Genomic DNA, 23,161 nt, shown 5'->3' on the forward strand with positions numbered 1-23,161 from the left:
AGGAAACACTCAGTCGAAGAGGACGCCGGCATGAAGACAGTACGCATGGGACACAGTGGCATCGACGTGTCAGCCCTTTGTCTCGGAACGATGAATTTTGGCACCCGCACTGACGAAGAGACTTCATTCAACCTGCTAGACACCTATGTTGCTGCCGGCGGTAACTTTCTCGACACCTCGAACAACTATGCGTTCTGGGCAGAAGGCGGACAGGGTGGTGAGAGCGAGTTGGTGATTGGTCGTTGGATGCGCGAACGCGGCAACCGCGAGCGGTTGACGATTGCGACCAAAGTGGGAGCGCAGCCGCTCACACCCGGCAGCGGCCTGTCGAATGTCGAAGGGCTTTCGTCACAAGCAATTGAGGCAGCGGTTGAGGGTAGCTTGCGACGCCTCGGTATCGAGACCATCGATCTCTACTACGCTCATGTGGATGACCGACGCGTACCCATCGAGGAGACGCTGGAAGCGTTCGACAGGCTCGTGCGAGCCGGCAAGGTGCGGGCGCTCGGCTGCTCCAACATAGTTACCTGGCGGATTGCAGAGGCGCAGACAGCTGCAGCATCGCGTGGGCTTACTCCCTATTGCGCCACGCAGCAACGCTTCAGCTATCTGCGGCCACGCGAAAATGCCGATTTCGGCACCCAGAGTCAGCTAGGCTCCGTCTCAGAGTTCGGCATCGAGTTCAGCGCATCGACCGAGTTTATCGACCGCTGCCATTCGCGCAGCGACATGGTGATCCTAGCGTATTCCCCACTGCTCCGAGGCGCATACGCCGGTCGCGAGCTGAACTCAGAATACCGGACGGCAGAGAACGAGCAGCGCATGACATCGCTGCGCAAAGTGGCGGAGGAGCTTGGCGTGACTCCCAACCAAGTGGTGCTCGCCTGGCTTCTCCAAGTGCCACCGGCCACCATACCGATCTTAGCCGCGAGTTCGGTGGCGCAGTTGACAGAAAACATGCGCGCGACACGGCTCACAATTGAGGAGCAACAGCTCAGGCTTCTAGGAAGTTTTTAGCCCGTCCTATTTATGAGCCTTGTTGTTCGAGCGCCGCTGAGCGTTCGGTCATGGGGGTGTCAGGCGTCTTTTTCACCGCCACTGAGACTGGTCTTTGGAATGCGCTGGAGGGTCAAGTTGTCGGGTTCGGCGGGCCTTTGATGCCCCGGCGCTCATATTCCTGCGGGCTGCAGCGTGAGAGCGATCTGTCGGAACAGGCTGGGCTCGGGACAGGCGGCGGCGAAGGCCAGGCGGATGCGAGAGACGGTTTCGATGACGCGGGCACCAAGCTTGAGGAGCCTGCGGCGTTGCTGAGACGATCGTTCTGGGCACCGCTTCGCGCAGGGTGAGCATGAGCCAGTATGCAGCGGTGTGCAGGATGAGCCGCACATGGTTGGCAATCGGTGAGCGGCAGCTGGTGCGGTCGGATGCAAGCTGGCTCTGTGCATCTTGATCAGGTTTCGGCCTGGCCGCGGGCGCAGTAGAGCAGTAGAGCACGACGTAGACATGCGCGGCGGAGCCTTTGTCGAGATTGGTGACCACGAAGCGGATGTCGAGGCTGCGGGTGGTGCCTCGATGCGGGCGCAGACGCTCGTTGGCGTTCTCGTAGCCGCATGCGATCGCAAAGATCCGGGCGCGCGGAATGTCGGCCAGCGCGTGCGTCACCCGGTGTCGCACGGATCGTGGATCGCAACGGCCAGCGTGTCGGCTAGGTGCAGGCGTCGCTCGGCAGCGGGCCAAAAGAATGGGCGTCGCGGCCAACTCCCATCGCGAAAACGCTGGTATCCTGCATGGTTGGGGGCTGATACGCGCAAATTGGCGCATTTAGTATTGCTACATTCCTAAAGCGGGACTCGGCGGCCAGGTGCCGAACAGGGTTACGCCCAAGGCCCGCATCGCAAGGGGATGACCGCACTACGCGCATAGAGCAGCGGCAACACATGAACGCAAAGAAGGAGGAACTGCCGGATGAATGAGCGGGGACAGGACGAAAATAGGAATCGTCCGCTAAGGTGCAAAATCCTGATGGGATTGACCGCACTCGGGATTGCGATGATGGCAGTCGGCTTGACAGCCGGCTCCGCCTCGGCCAAACCCTTACTAGAGAGGATCAGGGATGGAGACACGATCCGACTCGGCTTCTCCAACGGGCCTCCCTTTGCCTATCTCGGTGAAAACAACGAGCTGCTCGGCTTTGGCAATGCGATAACCTTAGACATTCTGAAGAAGATGGGCACGACCAAAGGCGAGGCGGTCATATCCGAATGGGGAGCACTTATTCCCGGCCTTCAGGCTGGTCGCTTAGACTTGATCACGGGGGGCATGTACATCAAGCCGGAGCGCTGCCGCAATGTGCTGTTCAGCGAGCCGTTCGCCACAGACGAAGACGCGCTGATCGTACCCAAGGGCAACCCTAAAGGCCTGCATAGTTTGGCGGATATACGTGACAAGGGACTCACCCTCGTCACCGGCTCCGGCTACGCTACGGTCAAGGTTGCGCAAGACATGGGCTTTGCCGATGAAAAGCTCATGCAGGTCGCCGGAAATTCGGAGATTGCGCAGGCAATTAAGGCTGGCCGCGCTGCTGGGGGGTCGGTTAACTACTTGGACGGGAAGACTATTGTCAAAACAGATCCGAGTATTGAGCTCGCCGATCCCTATACCTCGTCGGGGCCAAAGGACTATGCCGCCATCGCCTTTCCGCCCAATGAACAAACTGCGGTCGACGCCTTCAATGCCGTATTGAAAGACTATCTTGGTTCTGATGAAATGATGGCATTGGTCGGCAAATACGGCTACGACAAAACCACTCTGCCGGATGGCCCAACGACCGCCGAAATTTGCAAACGGTGATGCTGGAAACTGCAATCCTCCACCTGACCCACCTCCCCGGCATAGCCGGGGAGAGCCCAGCCAGGAAGGCACGAACGAGTTCGCGCACGGCTTCAGCGCGGTGTTCTCGCTAACGGCGTTGACGTGCTCCGCTGAAATGTCCTCCCTTTGAGGGCAGCCTGTTATCCGGATGAGGACGTCCAATGAAGCAATGAAGCGATCGCGAGTTTCCATCGCAACTCCAGTTCCGTTGCAAACAGCCGGTTCTGCGGATCGATGGCGTCGTACTGCCGGAATGCCCGATCAGCGCTGTAGCGCGCCGCCTCAAGATCGCGCAGCAGCGCATCACGAACTTGGCGGCTGCCGCTGGTGCTTCGGCCTCGACGGCTGCAGTAATCGCTCCCGGCTCGACAAGAATTCGGCGATGGCGCTGCTTGCGTGGTCGAGGCCGAAGAACAGGCTCTGATCTAGTACTACAGTTGCGGATGTCGATGCCGTTTGTAGTGACAGATGGTGGCCGCGGCCTGATGTCGTCGTCGCCATAGCGACCAGGCGATGATGAAGGGCTTTTGTGTCGGTGGGAAGATGAGGATCCGGGCGAGGAGATAGCGGATCTCGGGGACGCTCGGGACGAGCGCAGCCATTCGGATCAGGCGGCGATTGGCTCTTTGGACTCGTTTCGTTCGGTTTGCTCCATGCGCTGCGGCGAAGATCAACCGATAGCTTCGAGAGGAATGCCAGGGCGGCCATGCACAGGCTCATGTGGCGATGCCATCCGTGCCAGGACCGAGCCTCGCAATGATCAAGTCCGAGATCATCCTTGGCGCGCTCAAAGCACTCCTCGATCGCCCAGCGCAGGCCGGCCACTGCCGCCAATTCGGCCAAGGAGGAACCGGGCGGGGCGAAGACCAGGTAGTAGGCTTTTTCTCCGGATGTCGATTGCTTGCGGCGGACGAGAAGCCAATGCTCGAAGCCGCCTTTTGACGTCCAAGGGCGGCGGATGCGTGCCCAGTCGTAGAGCCGAGGGCCTTTGGCGCCTTCACCTGCCGCATGACAGGCCCAGTCGTCGGGCTCGAACTCGCTGGCCAGTTCCTCGGGCGAGGTTTCCTCAAACAGACGATCCCCTCCCCGGCGCATGAAGTGAGCGCCTCGAACCGCCAAGACATAGGGCTGCTCGCGAGCTTCCAGCATCCGGCGAAGGCTGCTGTCCGCCCCGTAGACAGCGTCGCCCAGAACGTAAGCGCACGGGACGCCGGCATCGAGCGCCGCCTCGACCATGGCGCGCGCCATCTTTGGCTTGGTCGCAAACTCGACCATCTCCGGGATCGACGCTCTGGCACATCGCGCCCGATCCCTTGTTTCCGTCGCTGGGCCGCATCCGTCGGGCCCGAGACGGAAGGCTTGGTTGTCGCAATCCTCGCCAGCCGCCCACATCCTGAACAAGGCTTTCGAACATGCCTGGGTGTTCTGCGCCTGTTTCGCGATGTCACACGCGATCGCGCCGAAGCCGTGTCAGCCCGCGCTGTCGAGATCGGTGGGCTGAACTGCAAGAGCATCGTCTCGCTCATCGCCAATCACAAGGCCGCAAGGCAGTCCACCGAACCAACCGCCATCGTCGATCACGCCAATCTGCGTGGCCCTGATTACTTTCATTGAGGAGATACACCCATGCTGATCAATCCCACCATCGACATGCTGCGCGAACTCGGCCTTCATGGCATGGCAACCGCTTTCCTAGAACTCGACGCACAGTCCGAAGCGCGCGGCCTCGAGCACGGCGAATGGCTTGCTATGCTGCTCGAGCGCGAGGCGACCATGCGCCGCCAGAAGCGTTTCGAAGCCCGCGCCAGGGCTGCAAAGCTTCGCCATGACGCACAGATGAATGCCGACTTTCGTGCCGCACGCGGTCTTGACCGCAATCTGTTCATGGCGCTCGCCGGCTGCGACTGGATTCGCAAGTATCACAGTCTTCTCATCACCGGGCCGGCGGGCGTCGGCAAGAGCTGGCTGGCCTGTGCGCTTGGCCACAAAGCTTGCCGAGAGGATTTCTCCGTCGCCTATCACCGCGTTCCTCGGCTGTTTGCAGCACTTGCCCTCGCGAGAGGCGACGGACGCTATGGCCGGATCCTCAAACAACTCGCCAAAACCGACCTTCTCATTCTCGATGACCGGGGGCCGGAAAAACTCAATGATGACCAGCGGCGTGATGTGCTTGAGATCATTGAAGACCGCTACAAACGCCGATCGACAATCGTCACCAGTCAGCTGCCCCTGGATCGCTGGTACGAGATCATTGCAAACCCAACTCTGGCCGATGCCATCCTGGACCGCCTCGTTCACAACGCCTATCGCATCGATCTCACCGGAGAAAGCATGCGAAAACAGCGCTCGCCAAAAGCCTCTGAAACAGCGCAAGCTTTCGGCTGCGGGTCGGCAGGATGGTGGTGTCGTAATGCTCGGCCATGGCGGCAAAGGTCGCGTTCAGCGTCGGCTCGAACCACAGCGCCTTGACGACCCCGGCCTTCAGGTTGTCGCACACGATCGCTCTGGTGACGCCGCCGAAGAAGGCGAGCGCTCGCACCTGGCCCTCGATCCAGTCCGGCTGCTTTTGGCTGGAGCTGGCAAAGGCGAAGGTCAGATTGGAGGCGCCCAGCACCGCGACAAAAATCTGCGCCCGATAAATGGCGCCGGTCGCCGGATCGATCAGCGGCACCGTCTGCCCGGCATAGTCCGTCTGCATCACCGCGCCCGCCGCATGCCGATTGCGGAATGTCGCGCTCGTCCGGCGCTCGAAAGCGGCGAAGTGCTCGCAGAACCAGGTGTAGCCGTAGCCGTCGGGATGGGCGGCGCGATACTCCTGCCACAACAGCGCCAGCGTCACCCCCTTGCGCTTCAACTCCCGGGCGATCAGCGCAAAGTCCGGTTCGCTCAGGTCTTGCGGCGGACGACTGGCACGGCCAAACAGCAGCCGCTCAAGCGTCGCGTCGTCATGGCCGGGCGGCAGCGGCCAGCATGACAGCCCGGACTCCCGCGCCCGCAGCAAATAGGTCGATACTGTCGTCTTACTGATCTTGAGCCGTTCCGACACCTCACGCACCGAAAGACCCTGCTCATGGGTCAGGCGCAAGATCGCTTGGATATCCCTCACGCTCGTTCGTCTCACTTGCTTCCGTCTCGCCATGGTCCCTCTCAACATCATCGTGAGAGGCCAAACTGCCAAAACGGCGCAGCCGAGAACCGACCACTAAATCCGCTCCCGAAAACTGTCCGGGATTTAGCGGAATCGCTGTCCGCGAATTACTGAAATCACTGGAGTGCACCCCTATTGTGAGACAGAGAAATTGCGAGACAATTGTTCAAATGCGGCATTTTCCGATGGTGTCATAAGGTCTTTTCGTATTCTTCCGGGTGAGATAGTCGAGTGCTGAATGCAGCCGTTGCCGATTGTAGACATCTTCAATGAAGCTCGCGATACGTCGCCGCGCATCTGGTGCATCGCGATAGGCCAATCCTGCGACTTCTTCCTGCTTCAAGGTTTTCATGAAGCTTTCCGCGCGTGCGTTATCATAAGGGTTCCCCACCCGGCTCATGCTCGGCTGGATCCCATGCCGATGGAGGATATCAGAATAGCTGGTGCAAGCGTATTGAACTCCTCTGTCCGAATGATGGATCAAACTGCCGGGAACCGGAACACGTGCGGAGATCGCCATTTTTAGGGCATCGACAGCAAGGCTGGCCCGCAAGTGGAGTTCGAGCGCCCATCCGATGACCTTGCGACTGAATGCATCGAGCACAACCGCCAGATAGGCGAACTGCTCGGCAAGGTGCAAATACGTGATGTCCGCGACCCAAAGCTGGTTGACGCCTGTCAGTTCCATGCCTCTGGCAAGGTTCGGCACGACCCGCCAGCTGTGCCGGGAATCCATAGTGCGCGGCACAAATGGCCGAGTGCGCAAACATAAGAGATTATCCTCCCCCATTACCCGCAACACACGTTTGGGGTTTACCTGCCAACCCTCGCGACGAAGAAGGCGCCGATCCGGCGATAGCCATAGTGCCGGTTGGCCAAGGCCAGCCTTTGAATAACATCTCGCAGACCAGTTTCTTCCTGACGCGGCGCCGACTGTCGCCAATGCCGGTAGTATCCGGCCCTGCTGACACCGGCGAGACGGCACATCTGTTCAATTCCTGGAGAGCCTTGCGGCACATGGGCTGTCATTTTTTGAATGACTTCGAAGACGCTGCACCGCCAGGTGCGTCTTTCTGCTGTTGACTGCCCCTGACATGCCGCAAGGCTTCTTGAAAAAAATCAAGTTCAACCTGTTGCTGCCCAATCTTGCGTTCAAGTTCGACAATGCGGCGACGGGCTTTTGTCAACCCATCGGCACGACGCTGTTCAGCCGACAGTGCAAAACCTGCCGTCAAGGCTTGCCGATCTGGTGATGCCTCGGGAGGCCGCTTCTTTGGACGCCCCTGTCGGCTGGGCGTTAGATTGCCACACACCCGCAACTGTTCACGCCAAGCATATAAGCGTTGGCGGTGAATACCCAGTTCATCCGCCAGCCGGCTGACGTTCTCCCCGCTTTGCATCCGCAGGAGCATGGAGAGTTTCTCTTCTTCGCTAAATCTCGGCTTTCTTCCAACCATTTCCAGTCCCTGCAATCCAGAAACTGTCCGCTATTTATTTGTCTCGGTCGAGGGGTGCACTCCATCACTGTCCGGGATTTAGCGAAAAGGGTATCCGGGAATTACCGAAACACGCAGACGTGACCATCCTGCTAAGGCCGCGAACTGGTGAACGGAGAAGTCCCGTTGTCCGGCAACTGAACCGTGCCGATCATTTGCGTTGTTTAGATCCGGCAATCATTGCGGCAGCGAAGTGCCCCCTGCCCAGATCTGAAATCACTTTATGAAGGCAGCGACTACACACATGATTTCCTCAACTGAAATAGTAATTTGACGCAGAAACCAGATCTATTGAAAACAATAGCTGATCGAATCTGGCATGCATGGAGGAAGCGGGAAGGATTAAGCTTTGCTGACATCATTGAGAAATTTCGGGATTTATCTACGTCTGAAGTCGAATTCACCCTAGTTGCGCTCGGGGTGGTCAATTTGTCGGCACAACATCGGTTGTAAAATCGGATTTGGCTGAAAGGCCAAACCTAACTCCGTGGATTGCTGACGTCTGGGTCGAACCGGAGTATCGCACAAATCGTGTGGGATCGCGCCTACTCGAAGCTGCAGAGGACCGTGCGTTCAACGGTGGTCAGCAAGCACTTTATCTCTATTGTATCCCTGCACTACGGCCATTCTACAAGGGTAACGGCTGGACAGAGATCGAACAGCTAGGCGCCGGCGAAAACAACCTCTGCATCTTCAGGAAGAACAGACTGCCAGAGGAGCCATGAGGCAATCTGTTTGGCGCCCCAGGTAATATCCTTATACGAGCGGAATGTCGAAGTAAACTGAGAAGCTACAGAACTCAGACTTTGGTGCTCTAAACTTGATTCACTCTGCCGGCAACTCTCAAGGATTGACGAGCACTATGCGCGATTCAGGAAGCCAGAAAGCGGCGCTAAAATTCATGGATCGGCTTCGGGCACCAGAAGAACAGAGACAACACGCACGCTGTCAATTTCGATGTCTCTCTGCAAGGACAACTGCGTGCGCATTTTGGACGCTGGCGAACAGCGGTGCGCGAGGCTGTCGTGAGACCGAGGGGCACGGCCATAAGAGTCACGCCCAATAAAGTGTATGGGGGGTGCTGCTAAGCGTCTCCGCGCTGCGCTCGGTAACTCGCAAATGCTCCCCCGTCCCAAAAAGATAGCCGCTCTCTCCGAAAAGAATAATTGGGATGTGGAATGTCATTCCCTCTTGAAGAACGTCGGTCGACCCCGGCTCCAAGCTGATATTGCCGCGTTCTGTCCAAGGGGCACCAGTTTGATATCCGGTTCGCTGCCGAAGAATGTCGGGGCGCCCGGACTGCTCGATCACCCTGCTCGCAGCGTAATTCACCTCACCTGCTGTGACGCCTGGCTTGATTACATCTATCGCGGCTTCAAGCGCCTCCACGGCTAGTGCGTGCAAATACTCCGTTTCAGCATGTCGTCCGAGCACCGCACTTCGCAGCAGTCCCGCAGGGTATCCATGCTTCGTTCCGCCGAGCTCAACCATCGCGGGTTCGTTGACTCGGATCGGATGAGAAGCTGGTGCACCATGTGGCAGCTTAGTCCGCTCACCGAAGCTCAAGGAGCCCATCAGCAGTTCCTCGCCGCCGGCGCGCCTGACGTCGGCGTGTAATGCAGCAGCCACTTCTGTCTCGGTAACGCCCTCTCGAAGAGAGTTCTGAAATGCACGAACGGCAACATCTGTCATGGCCATTGCATCGCGCATGAACTCAAGCTCGAGCTCGCTTTTGACTGCAGCAACTGAGGCTACCAGACGTGTGGCGTCGGCCACTTTCATGTTCGGCATCTGCGCCTGCAGCGTGGTCACGTCGGCAGGAGCGAGATTCCAGCAGCCAACCTCGAAACCGATCTTTTTGCTTTCCAGTCCAAACCGGCGGAGAACGTCTGCACAAACCACGGAAAAATCGTGTTGCTGCCGATATGTCACGATATCTTGGATGCAACTATTCGCTTCAACCGCCTGGGCGTCGTATTCTCGTACAACATAGGTCGGTTCCTGTCCTGGCACCATAACCAGAGGAAACGGTGCGAAGTAGCCGCCACTTCCATCATAACCAGTCAGGTACCGGAGATGCCCATGAGCAGTAACCAAGAGACCGTCAAGGCCGGCGCGGGCCACGGCCTCAAGCACTTTCTGCCGCCGGCGCTCATACTCCGAAAGGGGAAAGGGGACGCCGGTTAGCGGAATTGCTGACTGTGTCATGGCCATAGGTTGCTCGTTCTTTGCTTGAAATGTTAGCGTTATCTGCGCATGAATGCTCGAAGGCGGTCAACGCCGCTCAGCTACAGTGTGCGAACTCCACAACTGTACTAACGACCTAATGCCGTCTCCACCAAGTTCACCCAATACCCGATGCCATAAGGCAGAGCTTCATCGTTGAAGTCATATTCCGGATTGTGCACCGAGGCGGTAGAGCCGTTGCCAATGAAAATATAAGCACCGGGGCGGGCATTAAGCATGTATGCAAAATCCTCTGATCCTAGCAGAGGCCTAACCCTGTCGTTCACTGAGGCTGTCCCAACAAGCTTGCGTGCAGCCTCGACTGCCAAGCTGGTCTCAGCCGATTGATTGATGGTGGCTGGCTCTAGTCGCCGGTATTTGAACTCAACGTCTGCGCCAAATCCGCAGGCAATGGCTTGGGAAGATGCATAAATTTGCGCCTCGGCGAAATCTCGTAAGGCTGGCTCCAAGGCCCTGACGGTGCCGGCTATCTGAGCCTGTTCTGGCATGATGTTGTAGGCCTCGCCCGCGTTTAGCTTTGTGACTGAAATGACGAGGGACGCCATGGGATCCGTACCACGAGAAACCAAAGTTTGAAGTCCAATGACAATCTGCGCCGCGATAACGATCGGATCGACGTTTTTGTGCGGAGTTGCAGCGTGACCTCCACGTCCCTTCACGAGAATGTCGAATTCGTCAAGCGCACCCATCATAGGGCCGTCGCAGATGGCGAATGTCCCGATTTCCATTCCGGGCATGTTGTGCATTCCAAAGACTTTGGAGATGCCAAAACGTTCCATAATACGCTCTTGCACCATCCTTTCAGCACCCCGGCCATCTTCTTCCGCTGGTTGAAAGATCAGGGCGACGGTGCCTTTGAAGTTGCGCGTGTTCGATAAGTACTTCGCGGCACCCAGCAGCATGGCCGTGTGGCCGTCATGACCGCAGCCATGCATTTTGCCCGGTATCTTCGAGGACCACGGTTTGTCGGACCTCTCGACAATGGGCAACGCATCCATATCAGCCCTTAGCCCGATGGTAGGTCCATCTCCGGCCTCGCCCTGAATCAGTGCAACGACTCCAGTTTCAGCAATTCCGGTTTCGATATGATTGATCCCGAACGAGGCAAGTTTTTCTGTCACAAATGCCGCCGTTTGGTGGACCTTGTAGTCGAGCTCAGGGTTTTGGTGGAGGTAGCGGCGCCAGACCGTCGCCTCGTCTTGTAAGTCCCGGAACGATTGAACGCTGTGCACAGTAGGCTCCTGACTAGCTAACCGCCTATAGGACCGATCGCGCGGCTGTAAATCAAATTCAGTTTGCATATTAGCGCCATCTCGCAGCCAGATGGTTGATCACCTAAACCGGCGGCACCCGCATTTGCTGATGCGCCAGCGACATTGCCGTAGTCTGCTGATTTTGCAGGCTGCCATTTGTTAGCTCGCGAGGTTGAATTGGCATAGCACGCTGTGACCCAGTTAAGGCACACGCGAACATATTCTGGCCTGGTGTCGTGACTCGGGTTGAACTGCTTTGCACTCGAACATGCCTCCAGTCCGTTACCGTGTCCTTCGGTCATGTTCAGTCGAGGCAATGCACCTCGACCTGGGTCAGATCCGCTCCGGGATGCCATACAGGGTTGTTCTCGCACGAAAGTATGACGGCGCACGGGTATGCGGCCCACCTAGATCTCGAATATCTCGCGAGGCGATTTCGTCAGCACTTCACACCCCCGTCTCCGTGACACGGAACGTTTCGCTGATCACGTAGCCGAAATCTTCTTCAATCCAGTTTCCGAGCATCAGATGGAAGGTCATATTCGGCTTCAACTCCGTTAAATCTCCATCCTTCAGGCTAGCAGTCGGCTCAGTCCAATCGATGCCGATCGCATATCCGCATCGCGAGTCTTTTTGGAGGCCGGCTTTGCGGATAATCTAAAACGCGTTAGCAACATCGCTACATGTTGCGCCAGGCTGCACTGTAGCGAGCGCTGTCTCTAAACCGAGCACCTCCGCATCATGAACACGTTGGAGACGATCGGAGGGAGCTCCGACGGAAAATGTTTGCATCATAGCCGCAACATAACCGTGACGAACGCCGGCTACTTTCGAGGTTAATCTGGGAGCCCCGATGGATCGCATCTTCGCGGCATTGTCCAGAGCAGTTTCCTCGTCCACGTGTCGCCGAGCGGCTCTATGCGGATGCCTACCTCGCCTCCAGCACCGCATTAAGGAACTGTCGCGTCCGCTCGTTTTGCGGATTGCCCAAGAGCTGATCTGGCGGGCCCTGTTCAACAATCTTGCCGCCGTCAAAGAAACAGACGCGGTCAGAGAACTCTCTCGCGAAGCCCATCTGGTGAGTGACCATCAGCATGGTGAGATCATGCTCAGCACCGAGTTTGCGGATCACGTTGAGCACTTCCCCGACCAGCTCCGGGTCGAGCGCCGAGGTCACCTCGTCGAACAGCATGACCTTCGGTCGCATAGCCAGCGCACGAGCGATGGCCACGCGCTGCTTCTGGCCGCCGGACAGCTGGATCGGGAAATGGTTCTTCTTCTCGCTGAGCCCAACCAGGTCGAGCAATTCTGCCGCTCTGGTTTCGGCCTCCTGTTTGGATAGCCCAAGCACGGAGACCGGCGCTTCGATGCAGTTCTGCAGCGCTGTCATGTGCGGGAACAGGTTGAAGTGCTGAAATACCATGCCGATCTTGCCGCGTACGCGCCTGAGATGCTGGTTGCTCGCCGGCACCATCTGGCCTTTCTTCTGCATTTGCGTCAGCGGCTCACCGTCTACCCAGATCACTCCACCGTTGATGCGCTCTAGCGTCATTAGCATGCGAAGCACGGTGGTCTTCCCCGAGCCGGACGGCCCGATGATGCACACTTTTTCGTTACGCGCGATGTCTAGGTTGAGCCCATCCAGAACGGTCAACGCCCCGTAGCGTTTGGTGACGTTTTCAAAGCGGACCATGGGTTCATTCATGACTCTCTCTTTGCGAGTGATATCGACATCGAGCTCGTCTAGTCCCGTCTGGGCGCGATAGCGCTTCGTGCCCTTCTCAAAGCGAAGCACAAATTCGTTCATCGCGGAAGGCCTCCTACTGCAGATGGTAACGGCGGCGAAGCCACAAGCTCACCCACTGCACAATTGCTGACGCGACCAGGCTGAACACGAGATAGAAAAAGCCGGCCATGGTGATTACCTCGGTAAACCGGTAATGGGCCGCACCAAAACTCCTGGCCTGCTGAAGCATTTCCAGGATGGCGATCGCCGCCAGGATCGGCGTGTCCTTGAACATGCCAACCAGGTAGTTGCCCAGGCTTGGCACGATCGGTGGAATGGCTTGCGGCAGGATGATGGCGCGCCAAGTCCGCACTTGGGACAGGTTGAGAGCTGTGCAGGCCTCCCACTGGCCGCCATCCATGTTCTCGATGCCCCCGCGGTAGACCTCCGAAATATAAGCTGCGTAGTGGATGCCGAGCATACCAATGCCTGCTGTCCAGGCAGGAATGACAATGCCGACTTGCGGGCCTACGAAATAGACGAAGAACACTTGCAGCAGCAGCGGGGTCGAGCGGATGAATTCCACTATTTCCGCCATGGCCGTGGACACATAACGGTTGGGAGACTGGCGGATCAGTGCGAAAATCAGACCCAAAACGAGCGCGATCGCGAAGCCGAGTACGGTTGCCTCAATGGTGATGATCGCGCCCCGATATAGATATGGGAGCGCCTCCCATACGTAAGACCATTCCCAAATGCTCATGCAGAGGCCTCCCGTACGAAACCGCGCGAGTAGCGACGCTCCAGCCAGCGCACAAACGGCGTGATGAGGGCGCGCGCGATGAGGTAATAGCCAAACAGCGCCACTGCGAAAAACAGCAGGTAGTTGCCGGAGGCGTCGGCAGCCTGCTTGGCGGCGCTGGTAAACTCGGAAATGGTGATAAAAAAGACGAGAGAGCTGCCCTTGAGGACATCGATGAACATATTACCCCAAGCCGGCAGCATGGCACGGATCGCCTGCGGAAGCACGATGCGGCGCATCATTGTGAGCCGCGAAAAGTTTAGAGCCGTACATGCCTCATACTGTCCTTGATCGACGCCCTGGATGGCGGCGCGCACGTATTCGGCACCATAGCCGGCGCCATTCATCCCAATACCAAAGATTGCAACATTCCATGGCGACAGGAAAACGCCGAACAGTGGCAATACAAAAAACCACCAATAGAACTGGACAAGCATCGACGTACCGCGGAAAAATTCAATGTAAGCGATGCCGAGCCAGCGTAGCGGCCGATGGCGGGACACACGGATCAGCCCGACGAATAGCCCAAGAAGGACCGTAACGATAGATGCTGCGACGGTTATGATTAAGGTCGTGATGATGCCCCTAGTGAGCACCGTAACCGCCAAATCGAATTCAACCTCGGTCATGTCCCTTGCCTCAACTGAATGCTCCCCGGCCAAGGCCGGGAAGCACTCAAGCTAATATTTGGCAGCTCCACACCTGCGACTACCGTTTGCAAATCTCAGCGGTCTTGGTGGCGTCGGGCAGATTGTCCGTGCCGTATCCGAATTTACCGGCCGACGCTATCATCTCCTTAGAGCCCAGATAGTCTTTCAACACCGCGTTGAAGGCATCAACCGCCGCCTGCTCGCCGAGCGGGAAAGCGATGGCGGCATAGTCCTTTGGCACTGGCGAGGTGTACGGAGCGGCCAACTCAACGCTCTGGTCCTTCGCAACAACAGGCTTTGCGTCCAGGGAGTCAACAACGCCAGCGGCAGCGCGGCCTGTCTTCACAGCCTGCGCGATTTCCGGAGGTCCAGCAACCTGCATGAGCTTGTCATCTGCGAAGCCCATTTCTTGGGCGACTTTGACAGCAGTGTAGCCGGAGCCGGTGACGAGGGTGAGGCCCTTGTCACGTACGTCCTCCCAGCGATGCAGACCTTGAGGATTGCCTTTCGGGACGAGCAGTACGTCTTCGGCCATGGCGAAGGGCTCGCTGAACAGCACGTTGCGGCAGCGCTCCGGCTTGATGTACATGCCGCCTGTTATCAGGTCAAAGCGGCCCGCCTGCAGACCAGGGATGAGTGATTCCCAGTCAGTCACGACCGACTCAACTTTGGTGGTGCCCATTTTCTTGAGGATGTCGATCGTTATGGCGTTGACCCCGCCGAGGGGCTCATTGTTCTTACCGGGATAGGCCCCCGGAGGCCCGTTGGTAAAGCCCAAGCGGATTGTATCTCCGTCCTTGATCCTCTCTAGTAAGGACTTGGCCGATGCGGAGCTGGCGCTCGAGCCGACCGCCAGCATCGCAATGCCGAATGCAGCCAATCCCACTAGGATTTTTCGGCTCAACGGACTATTCCTGTTTTCGTCGTGTCTCCAAATATTCATCTGGTAGTTCCTCCATTTTTTTATTGTCTTTTAGACCAGCTCTACGCAACGCAGTGGCCATTCCCCTTGTGCCCCCTGCACACTTGCCCACGCGCAGCCTTTCTACGGCACACCCTGGGCACAAGTCGGTAATTGAGGGCTGTCGCGACTGTTGATAGGAAAGCAGATTTAAACAGTTTTAGAAGGCCGTGGATCACCGCTGGTGAGTATAGTCACCATCTAGAGCCACTTCGCCGGTCAGTAGGTCGGCGGCGTAATCGCGCTCAAAATCTCACTGTGGCCTTCGTGAACGTTGCGAAAGCGGTGCGGCAGCCGACTATCGAAATAATATCCGTCGCCTGCCTTCAAGATTTTCTTCTGATCTCCCACTGTGACCTCCACCATACCGGTCAGTATCATTCCCCCCTCTTGCGCCGCGTGAGAGAATTCCTCGCCGCTATCGGCGCCCGGCGCGTATCGTTCGTGCAACACGAGTAACTGGCGGTTGGGGTGATCGAGTCCGATGACACGATATGAGATTGAGCTAATCTTCCCAATCTCTGCGAGGTCAGCTGACGGGTAGAATGGAGAATATGGAAGGCCGGACTGTAGGTCAGCAAAGAAGCCGGGAAGCGTCGTACCCAAGGCATCTAGGACAGCGCCAAGGGTGTCAATAGACGGGCTCATTCGATCACGCTCGATGAGGGATATGGTTGAGTGTGAAATTCCTGAACGAGCCGCCAACTCCCGGCCACTAAGGTCACGTCGGCGACGCAGTTCACGCAACTTGCTGCCAATTTTTGGCATTCCTCAATTCCTTGCATGAGCGATTTGATACCAAGACACCTAGGGGTTACCACAACCCATGGAAGTAGGATGGCTAACCGAGTGGTGAGATTAGTGAACAGGCTGCTGGCAAGCAATTGCCGGAGCGCGGTAGTTGCAAGATGCTCGATCGAAACAATCCCACCTAGGAGATTTTTATGACGTCGCGTCTTGCTGCGCTAAAGGACAAATTTGTCCAAATCAAGCAACCTTCACGGAACGCCGTCTCCGACACAGCTCCAGTCGAGAACACTGTAAAGGAGATCATTGCCAACGTCCGCGCGCGTGGGGACGCCGCTGTTCGTGAATATTCACTTGCCTTCGACAAGGCCGACTTGGCCAACTTTGAGGTCACTACGGAAGAGAAGCGGAGGGCGGTCGCCAATCTTGATCAGCAGACCCGCGAAGATACCGAATTTGCAATCGCGAACGTCAAGCGCTTCGCCGAAGCGCAGCTGGGCACCATTCTACCGCTCGAAATCGAGAGCCTCCCCGGCGTTCACCTGGGTCACCGGGTCATCCCAATTGAAACCGTCGGCTGTTATGTTCCCGGAGGGCGCTACCCTCTTCTATCGGCGCCGGTCATGACCATTGTACCGGCCAGGGTCGCAGGCTGTGACCAGGTGATCGCCTGCCTTCCTCCAAATGCCCATCCAGCGATGATCGCAGGCTGCCACCTTGCCGGTGCGGACCGGATCTTTCGCGTTGGCGGAGCTCAAGCAATTGCCGCTATGGCATACGGTACCGAGACCATTGCTGGAGTTGACAAGATCGTTGGTCCCGGTAACGCTTTCGTCAATGAAGCAAAACGCCAAGTCTTTGGTCAGGTCGGCATCGACCAGCTCGCTGGACCGAGCGAAATCTTTGTCGTCGCCGACGAAACCGGCAATGCAGCAACCATCGCGACCGATCTGCTGGCCCAGGCCGAGCACGACGTCTGCACCCGGGTTGGCCTCGTAACGACTGACCGCAAGCTGGCTGAAGACGTGTTAAAGCAGGTCGAAAGACAGCTAGAAAGCCTGTCAACGGCTCCGGTAGCAGGCGTTGCATGGAGGGATTACGGCGAAATCACCCTCGTTGAGGATGAAGATGCCATGATCGCCTACTCGGACTACATAGCAACCGAGCATCTGCAGGTTCATACTCGCGACCCGCAGGCAACAGCGAAGAAACTTCGCAACTATGGCTCGCTGTTCATAGGTGAACTGGCCAGCGTCGTCTATTCGGACAAGTGCTGCGGGACGAACCATACGCTGCCGACCATGGCTGCAGCTCGTTACACCGGCGGCCTTTGGGTCGGCTCTTACGTGAAGATCGCCACCCACCAGTGGCTCGATGAGCGCGGCGTTGCTGCCGTGGCCCCAGCCGCCGTGCGCCAGAGTGCGACCGAAAAGCTAGAAGGCCACCGCCGCGCCGCTGCATTGCGTCTCAGCCCCAGGCAGCTCGCTGTGGACTGATCTCATCCTCCCAATCAACACGCCTGCGAGCAGACCGTCACCAATAAATCTTGCGGTCGCTCGCTAAGTTGGTGAAGGGGCCGTCGACCTCGGCGTCGCTTAATAATGCCGCCGGCCAGCCTCGCGGTCAAAGCGACCTCTGTGAACAGGCTGTGATCTTTTTAGATGCCGCGGTACGCCTTCAGTTTCGCGGCGTCCTTACGCAGCCGGTCAATCTCCTGCTGGACCGGATATCATCTACTCACGATAGCTCGCGCACCCATTTACGCGCGCACATTCCCCTGGACAACGACCGACGCCGCACCTCGGGCGCGACGGCGACTATACTGGCGCGGCTCATATTCAATTGCGTCGAGCGGATAGAACGGGCGCGCATGCTGCCACTGAAATTGATCCAAGTAATATGAGCTCATTCCAGGTGTATCTACGGTAGCCACGCGGCCGATCTTCGCGAAATTGAGCTTGAAGTGATAACCGGAGCGAGTGACGATCAGCTTCGCCATACTGGGGTCAAGACCTACCGCTCTGAAATAGGCTGGGTCGATATAACCGTACGGTTGGTTTGTGAGCACGACGTTGATGTTCCCCATTCTAAAGACCGCGTACTTCTCGAGATACGTCTTGGTGCCTTCGTCGGACGGACCGTCGTACACAACCGGGACATTGTCGCCAACGCCAACTATCTTGCCGTAGGCACGTACACTTGGACTGACCGTGGAATATTTTCCGCCAAAGGTCAGGTTTATTTCACTGCCAATGCCCGCTTGAGCGCAGACGGCGACTGCCTCTGGATCGTACACAGGGAAGTAAGTCACCACATCGATCTTATGCTGCAACAAATAATTCAGGATGTAGGTGCTATCGCCCGGTGCTCCGGCGATAACGCGATCTCCTTGATCACCAATGACGATGGGGCCAGCAAAGCTAGCAAGATTTTGCAACTCTTGTTCGACCGTAGGATACGTGATGATAAAATCGTCGCGAAAATCCCAGATCATCCTCATGATCTCGTTCGCGAGCTTGCGAGCCTCATCAAATTCATCATTGCCATAGACGAGGACCGCCTGCCCTATCGCAGGAACGTCGAGGAATTGCTGGGAGTTGAAAATCGATACGTCCCAAGCCCGCCCCTGTTTCACCGCCTCTTTAGCATAGGCGTGGATTTCATCGAGGGGCCCGCTTAGCGTCGTGTCGTTACCTAAGGTCAGCATCGGGAGGAACGTTGCGGCCACAACAGGCTCGAAGGTGCCCTCAAGCATACCCATCGCCGCACGGAACGCTCTTTTTGCTGTGGCGGACTGATCTTCATGCGGATTAGTCAGATAGCCGGCAAGAAAATCCAAGGGCTCCAAGGTGGTTTCCTTCACGTGGGCATGAAGATCGAATGCGGCCGTAATCGGAATATCGTTGCCAACCACGGCCCTTAACTGAGCGATCAGAACGCCCTCTGGATCAGCCAAGGTCTGTGTGAGCATGCCGCCGTGCAGGGGGAGCACGATTGCATCGAAGTCACCTCGCCTAGCCGCATCGATCATGATGTCGCTCACTTCCACAAAAACCCTATCATCCACAACTCCCCCTGACTGCGCCCGAAACACAGTAGGCACGACGAGGTCAACAGCTGCCGCATAGGCTGAGTCGACTATTCCGCCGAATGTAGAATTGGCCCCGCGATTGCGCTCAATCGCATCTTGACCTTCGATGATGGTGAAGCGCTCGCGGGGAGTCAGGATTGGGTTGAAACTGTGGGACTCCTGTGCAATGCCCCCCGTAAGAATTCGCCTTTTAGCCATCGTCTCGCCTCTTAATTGTTTGGCAAACACTAGCACGCCGGGGAGACTGCTAAAGCTTTTGCCTTTTCGGAGGTCATAAAAATTAGCACCTTTCCCGGCGTCCCACCGGATTGAGGCCCATCTGGCGGATTGAAAAAAGGTCTTTCGCATGTTCTGCGCCAATATCTGTTTACTATTCTCACCATAAAAGGTGCTGCGAAGTGCTGAAAGCGCACTGCCGGTTGGGGTTCGCGCATGGATTTGACTTGGCTCAGAATGGCCAGTCACCGGCAGAGTCAACTGGCCTAGGCTGAAAGTAGCCGACGCGCGAATCCTGTCCTGCCAAACCGACTCGATTAGTGGCACCACCATCGCCGCGCGCTCCCTGCTCAGTCGCCTGGGCTTCGCCCTGTCATGACAGCACCCCCACTTCAATTACTCGCCAGCCGCTTTCGTAGCTATGAACGAAATGAGCCAACTACCAGATGCCGTAGTATCGGTGCTTGTTTCGAAATGGTAGCAACCGTGCCGGCTAGCCGCAATGAGGAGGGGTTTTGACATTTAGAACAAGACTACGGAGGCGAGAGCGATGAACTTCCAAATTGATATAGTAGATTTAGCGCAGAGACCAGATTTTCTAGAAACAATAGCCGATCGAATTTGGAAAGCGTGGAGGATGCGGGAAGGCTTGCGCTTTGAGGATGTTGTGCAAAAGTTCGTTGGCATCTTGATATCTGAAGCCGAGTTTACGTTGGTTGGGCACCGAGATGGCCAATTTTTAGGGACAGCATCGGTCGTAACATCGGATATGCCTGACCGGCCAAACTTAAGTCCTTGGATTGCTGAAGTCTGGGTCGAACCTGAGTTTCGCAAACATCGTATAGGGTCACGCCTCCTTGAGGCTGCCGAGATGCGTGCGTTCAACGCAGGTCAGCGAGCACTTTATCTATATTGTACTTCTGCGCTTCGGCCATTCTACAGCGGCAACGGCTGGACGGAGATCGAGCTAAATGTGGGCAAGGACAATGTCTGCATCTTCAGGAAGAACAAAATATCTGGGATCCCATGAAGTTACCTGTCGGCTTAGATATCGGTCGCGTCCCCACAGGTGGTGTAGCTCTGCGGTATCGAAGCCGCTCTCGAGCGCGCTCTCGATAGCGCTGTAGCGAGCGAGCGGCTTTGCGGTGGTCATCGACAGTTCGCCAGTAAGGTCGGGTTGCTGACACCAACCTGATTCGAAGGAACCATTCGCAGACCGACGACATGATGAACCTGCGCGCGCTCGTGGAGAAGACTCCGGATTCCGATCTCTTGCGCGAGATGATTGGCTTTGCCGCCGAGCGGCTGATGGAACTGGAGGTTGGGGCCGCCACTCGGCGCCGCCTATGGCGAGAAAGCCCGTTGCGCACGGCCCAGCGCAACGGCTATCGCGAGCGCGACTGGGAGACGCGGGCCGGCAAGGCGCTGACCGCCGTCATCCAGGAGGCCTACGTCCAGGGTATCTCGACCCGCTCGGTCGACGACCTGGTCAAGGCCATGGGCATGAGCGGCATCTCCAAGAGCCAGGTCAGCCGGCTGTGCGAAGTAGACGACGGCAAGGTCAAAGCGTTTCCTTGAAAGACCCATCGAGGGCGACTGGCCATATCTGTGGATCGACGCCACCTACCTGAAGGTGCGCCGCGGCGGCCGCATCGTCTCGGTCGCCGTCATCATCGCTGTCGGTGTCAACGCGGAGGGCCGGCGCGAGGTGCTGGGCATGGAGGTCGGCACGTCTGAGGCCGAGCCGATCTGGACGGAGTTCTTGCGCGAGCTGACCCGCCGCGGCCTGCGCGGCGTCAAGCTCGTCGTCTCGATGCCCATGAAGGCATCAAGGCGGCCGTCACCAAGCTGCTGTGCCGTCATGGCGGAGGTGCCGCGTCCACTTCATGAGGAACGTGCTGGCCCATGCCGGCAAGAGCGGGCGCCGCGTCGTCTCCGCTTTCATCGCCACCGCCTTCGCCCAGGAAACGCCCGGGGCCGCAAGCGCGCAATGGCTCGCCGTCGCCGACCAGATCCGGCCGAAGGTGCCGAAGCTGGCGACAATCATGTACGACGCCGAGCCCGACGTGCTTGCCTACATGACTTTCCCCAAGGAGCACCGCGCCAAGCTGCACTCGACCCACCCGATCGAGCGCCTCAACGGCGAGATCAAGCGCACCAAGGTCGTCGGCATCTTCCCAAATGATGACGCCATCGTCCGCCTGGTTGGCGCAATCCTGCTCGAACAGAACGACGAATGGGCCGTGCAGCGCGCCAGATACATGACGCTGGAAACCATCAGCCAAATGAGCGATGATCCGCTCATCAACTTGCCAGCCGTGGCACGCTGATCAGCCCGGCCCCCATGCCGGAGAGCGCGGCGACCAAGCCGTCAGCTACACCACTCCGGGACACGATCTAGATATCAGCGGAATCAACTCGTTCTCCATGCTGTGGCTTGGTCCGCACGCCGTGTTTGCGAGCATAGCCAGGTTGGGTGGCTGTCCCTCAGAATGATGGTGTTGAAACGGAGTCCGAGCGATCGGGTCCAAGCATCATGAGAGGAACAGCCATGGAACACGATGTGGGAACCGATGTCTCTCTGGAAGAGAGCAGCGTGTGCATTGTGGACGCGCCCGGAACGATGGTGCGCGAGTTCAAGGTCGCCAGCGAGCCCGAGGCACTGGTCCGCTATTTCGACGAACTGGAATTGTCTGTCGGCCGCATTGGGCTCGAGGCCGGGCCATTGTCGCAATGGCTGCATGCCGGGCTTGTGGCCGCCGGACGCGATGCGGTTTTCTCGAGACGCGGCACGTGAAGGCGGCGCTCTCGGCGATGCCGGTGAAGACCGACCGGAAAGATGCAGGCGGGATCGCCCAACTGCTGCGGATGGGATGGTACTGCCCGGTTGCAAGGATAGCCGAGCCCTTCTTGTTGGACGCAAGCTTCTGCAAGGCAAGCTTCTCGACGTTGAACTGAGCATCCGCGGGATGTTGCGCGTCTATGGGCTGAAGGTCGGAGAAGTCAGTCGTGGAAGGTTTGAGGCGCGCATCCGGGAGCTGACAGCAGGGCACGTCACTGTGGAGACGGTGATTGGTGCGATGCTGGCGGCGTGGACGGCGTTGTGGTGCGAGTTCACTAAGCTCCATCGCGAGATGCTGAAGATCGCGCGCGCTGACAAGGTTTGCCGATTTGATGAGCACACCTGGGGTCGGGGCCTTGGTTGCGCTCACCTATCGCTCGGCGGTGGACGACCCGATGCGGTTTGGGAAATCCAGTACGGTCGGAGCCTACTTCGGGCTTACGCCCAAATATATCAATCTGGTGAGACCGATCGGGACGGTGGTGTCAGCAAGGTCGGCGACGCCATGGTGCGAACAGCGCTCTTTGAAGCGGCGCACATGTGGCGAAACGTCAGGCATGAAGCGCGCCAAGGTGGCCCTTGCCCGCAAGTTGAACGTCGTGCTCCATCGCGTGTGGGTGAATGCGATCGAGTTCCGCTGAAGCAAAGCCGCAGCGATGGCAGGAGATAGAGCGTTCGGAGCGAGCCGAGACGGCAGGGCTCGCCTGAGGTCACGTCGCCGGGACGAGGGCTTGGCAAGGTCGTGTGTAGTGCTGTGATGCTTCGGCAGACCACGCTTCCTAGATTGACCTGTCAGCTCTGGATCTGATGGCATGGTGTGGCGGCCTTCGCGCTGACCACCGACAGAAGAATGATCCTGGCGATGAGATTCGTTCAGAGGGGACTTGACGATCGAAGGCCCATTACAGAAGTACTACAGTTGGGTATTCACCTATTGGCCTCCATGATTCGGAGGTCATGGATGACGGGTGCATCAATTGAAACCGGGCTGAGAACTGTGGGCATAGTCGCTGCGTGACGTGAAGCCCGTATGCTTGGACTGTTTCCGGAGGAGGGATTCTTTCCTAGACCGTTTGCTGGGTGGCGAGCGTCATAAGACAGGTTGGATGCG

16 protein-coding genes and 7 pseudogenes are annotated in these 23,161 nt (G+C 57.7%); 8 read left to right on the plus strand and 15 right to left on the minus strand.

All coding sequences use genetic code 11. The features are described 5' to 3' along the window. Nucleotides 1–30 precede the first annotated feature (30 nt). A complete protein-coding gene (locus tag NKH63_RS26170; protein ID WP_352919279.1) occupies nucleotides 31–1,017 on the plus strand; it encodes an aldo/keto reductase in 987 nt (328 codons plus the stop codon). Nucleotides 1,018–1,169: 152 nt separating this feature from the next. Here NKH63_RS26170 and NKH63_RS26175 read toward each other — a convergent pair. After that, nucleotides 1,170–1,566, minus strand: a pseudogene (locus NKH63_RS26175) (transposase); the annotation flags it as partial. A gap of 456 nt (nucleotides 1,567–2,022) precedes the next feature. Between NKH63_RS26175 and ehuB the strand changes: the two are divergent. Beyond that, nucleotides 2,023–2,850, plus strand: coding sequence for an ectoine/hydroxyectoine ABC transporter substrate-binding protein EhuB (gene ehuB, locus NKH63_RS26180; protein WP_352919280.1), 828 nt, complete (start codon nucleotides 2,023–2,025; stop codon nucleotides 2,848–2,850). Between the two features lie 628 nt (nucleotides 2,851–3,478). On the opposite strand, the pseudogene NKH63_RS26185 reads toward ehuB, so the two are convergent. Beyond that, nucleotides 3,479–4,200 (minus strand): annotated as a pseudogene (locus NKH63_RS26185) (IS701 family transposase); the annotation flags it as partial. A gap of 141 nt (nucleotides 4,201–4,341) precedes the next feature. Continuing rightward, nucleotides 4,342–4,545: a hypothetical protein gene (locus NKH63_RS26190; RefSeq protein ID WP_352919432.1), complete on the minus strand. Its 204-nt coding sequence runs from the start codon at nucleotides 4,543–4,545 to the stop codon at nucleotides 4,342–4,344. Here NKH63_RS26190 and istB point away from each other — a divergent pair. Beyond that, nucleotides 4,498–5,214, plus strand: a pseudogene (istB, locus tag NKH63_RS26195) (IS21-like element helper ATPase IstB); the annotation flags it as partial. The gene NKH63_RS26190 and the pseudogene istB overlap by 48 nt on opposite strands. Before the next feature lie 31 nt (nucleotides 5,215–5,245). Here the strand turns inward: istB and istA are convergent. The 3 genes and pseudogenes from istA to NKH63_RS26210 all read right to left on the minus strand — a co-directional run. Further along, nucleotides 5,246–6,010, minus strand: a pseudogene (gene istA, locus NKH63_RS26200) (IS21 family transposase); the annotation flags it as partial. Between the two features lie 175 nt (nucleotides 6,011–6,185). Beyond that, complete coding sequence (locus NKH63_RS26205; protein ID WP_352919285.1) at nucleotides 6,186–7,004, minus strand: IS3 family transposase; 819 nt, start codon at nucleotides 7,002–7,004, stop codon at nucleotides 6,186–6,188. 40 nt (nucleotides 7,005–7,044) lie between these two features. Further along, complete coding sequence (locus NKH63_RS26210) at nucleotides 7,045–7,476, minus strand: transposase (RefSeq protein ID WP_352919287.1); 432 nt, start codon at nucleotides 7,474–7,476, stop codon at nucleotides 7,045–7,047. A 437-nt stretch (nucleotides 7,477–7,913) separates the two neighbouring features. Here NKH63_RS26210 and NKH63_RS26215 point away from each other — a divergent pair, with 437 nt between their 5' ends. After that, entirely contained in the window at nucleotides 7,914–8,240 is a 327-nt protein-coding gene (locus NKH63_RS26215; RefSeq protein ID WP_352919415.1) for a GNAT family N-acetyltransferase, read from the plus strand. A gap of 328 nt (nucleotides 8,241–8,568) precedes the next feature. Here the strand turns inward: NKH63_RS26215 and NKH63_RS26220 are convergent, their stop codons facing one another. The 8 genes and pseudogenes from NKH63_RS26220 to NKH63_RS26255 all read right to left on the minus strand — a co-directional run bounded on the left by NKH63_RS26220 (nucleotide 8,569) and on the right by NKH63_RS26255 (nucleotide 15,922). After that, entirely contained in the window at nucleotides 8,569–9,729 is a 1,161-nt protein-coding gene (locus NKH63_RS26220; RefSeq protein WP_352919289.1) for a M24 family metallopeptidase, read from the minus strand. A 101-nt stretch (nucleotides 9,730–9,830) separates the two neighbouring features. Beyond that, a complete protein-coding gene (locus tag NKH63_RS26225) occupies nucleotides 9,831–10,994 on the minus strand; it encodes a M20 aminoacylase family protein (protein WP_352919292.1) in 1,164 nt (387 codons plus the stop codon). A gap of 428 nt (nucleotides 10,995–11,422) precedes the next feature. Next, a pseudogene (locus NKH63_RS26230) lies at nucleotides 11,423–11,883 on the minus strand (M24 family metallopeptidase); the annotation flags it as partial. A 60-nt stretch (nucleotides 11,884–11,943) separates the two neighbouring features. After that, entirely contained in the window at nucleotides 11,944–12,720 is a 777-nt protein-coding gene (gene ehuA / locus NKH63_RS26235; protein ID WP_352919418.1) for an ectoine/hydroxyectoine ABC transporter ATP-binding protein EhuA, read from the minus strand. Between the two features lie 115 nt (nucleotides 12,721–12,835). Next, nucleotides 12,836–13,504 carry an ectoine/hydroxyectoine ABC transporter permease subunit EhuD gene (gene ehuD / locus NKH63_RS26240; RefSeq protein WP_352919295.1) on the minus strand — a complete coding sequence of 223 codons (669 nt, stop codon included), beginning with the start codon at nucleotides 13,502–13,504 and terminating at the stop codon, nucleotides 12,836–12,838. Continuing rightward, entirely contained in the window at nucleotides 13,501–14,172 is a 672-nt protein-coding gene (gene ehuC, locus NKH63_RS26245; RefSeq protein WP_352919298.1) for an ectoine/hydroxyectoine ABC transporter permease subunit EhuC, read from the minus strand. Before ehuC ends, ehuD begins: the two co-directional genes overlap by 4 nt. A gap of 79 nt (nucleotides 14,173–14,251) precedes the next feature. Next, on the minus strand, nucleotides 14,252–15,136 hold the full coding sequence (locus tag NKH63_RS26250) for a transporter substrate-binding domain-containing protein (RefSeq protein ID WP_352919300.1): 885 nt from the start codon (nucleotides 15,134–15,136) through the stop codon (nucleotides 14,252–14,254). A gap of 237 nt (nucleotides 15,137–15,373) precedes the next feature. After that, nucleotides 15,374–15,922, minus strand: coding sequence for a cupin domain-containing protein (locus NKH63_RS26255; protein WP_352919303.1), 549 nt, complete (start codon nucleotides 15,920–15,922; stop codon nucleotides 15,374–15,376). A 176-nt stretch (nucleotides 15,923–16,098) separates the two neighbouring features. Here NKH63_RS26255 and hisD point away from each other — a divergent pair, with 176 nt between their 5' ends. Next, a complete protein-coding gene (hisD, locus tag NKH63_RS26260; RefSeq protein ID WP_352919305.1) occupies nucleotides 16,099–17,397 on the plus strand; it encodes a histidinol dehydrogenase in 1,299 nt (432 codons plus the stop codon). Between the two features lie 263 nt (nucleotides 17,398–17,660). On the opposite strand, the gene NKH63_RS26265 is transcribed toward hisD, so the two are convergent. Further along, nucleotides 17,661–19,541: a M81 family metallopeptidase gene (locus tag NKH63_RS26265; RefSeq protein ID WP_352919308.1), complete on the minus strand. Its 1,881-nt coding sequence runs from the start codon at nucleotides 19,539–19,541 to the stop codon at nucleotides 17,661–17,663. A gap of 217 nt (nucleotides 19,542–19,758) precedes the next feature. On the opposite strand from NKH63_RS26265, the gene NKH63_RS26270 reads away from it, so the two are divergent. The 3 genes and pseudogenes from NKH63_RS26270 to NKH63_RS26280 all read left to right on the plus strand — a co-directional run bounded on the left by NKH63_RS26270 (nucleotide 19,759) and on the right by NKH63_RS26280 (nucleotide 22,691). Then, a complete protein-coding gene (locus NKH63_RS26270) occupies nucleotides 19,759–20,238 on the plus strand; it encodes a GNAT family N-acetyltransferase (protein WP_352919311.1) in 480 nt (159 codons plus the stop codon). A gap of 194 nt (nucleotides 20,239–20,432) precedes the next feature. Next, nucleotides 20,433–21,538, plus strand: a pseudogene (locus NKH63_RS26275) (IS256 family transposase). A gap of 221 nt (nucleotides 21,539–21,759) precedes the next feature. After that, a pseudogene (locus NKH63_RS26280) lies at nucleotides 21,760–22,691 on the plus strand (IS110 family RNA-guided transposase). Nucleotides 22,692–23,161: the final 470 nt, after the last annotated feature.

Source organism: Mesorhizobium sp. M0960, assembly GCF_040319055.1.
Lineage (GTDB): Bacteria > Pseudomonadota > Alphaproteobacteria > Rhizobiales > Rhizobiaceae > Mesorhizobium.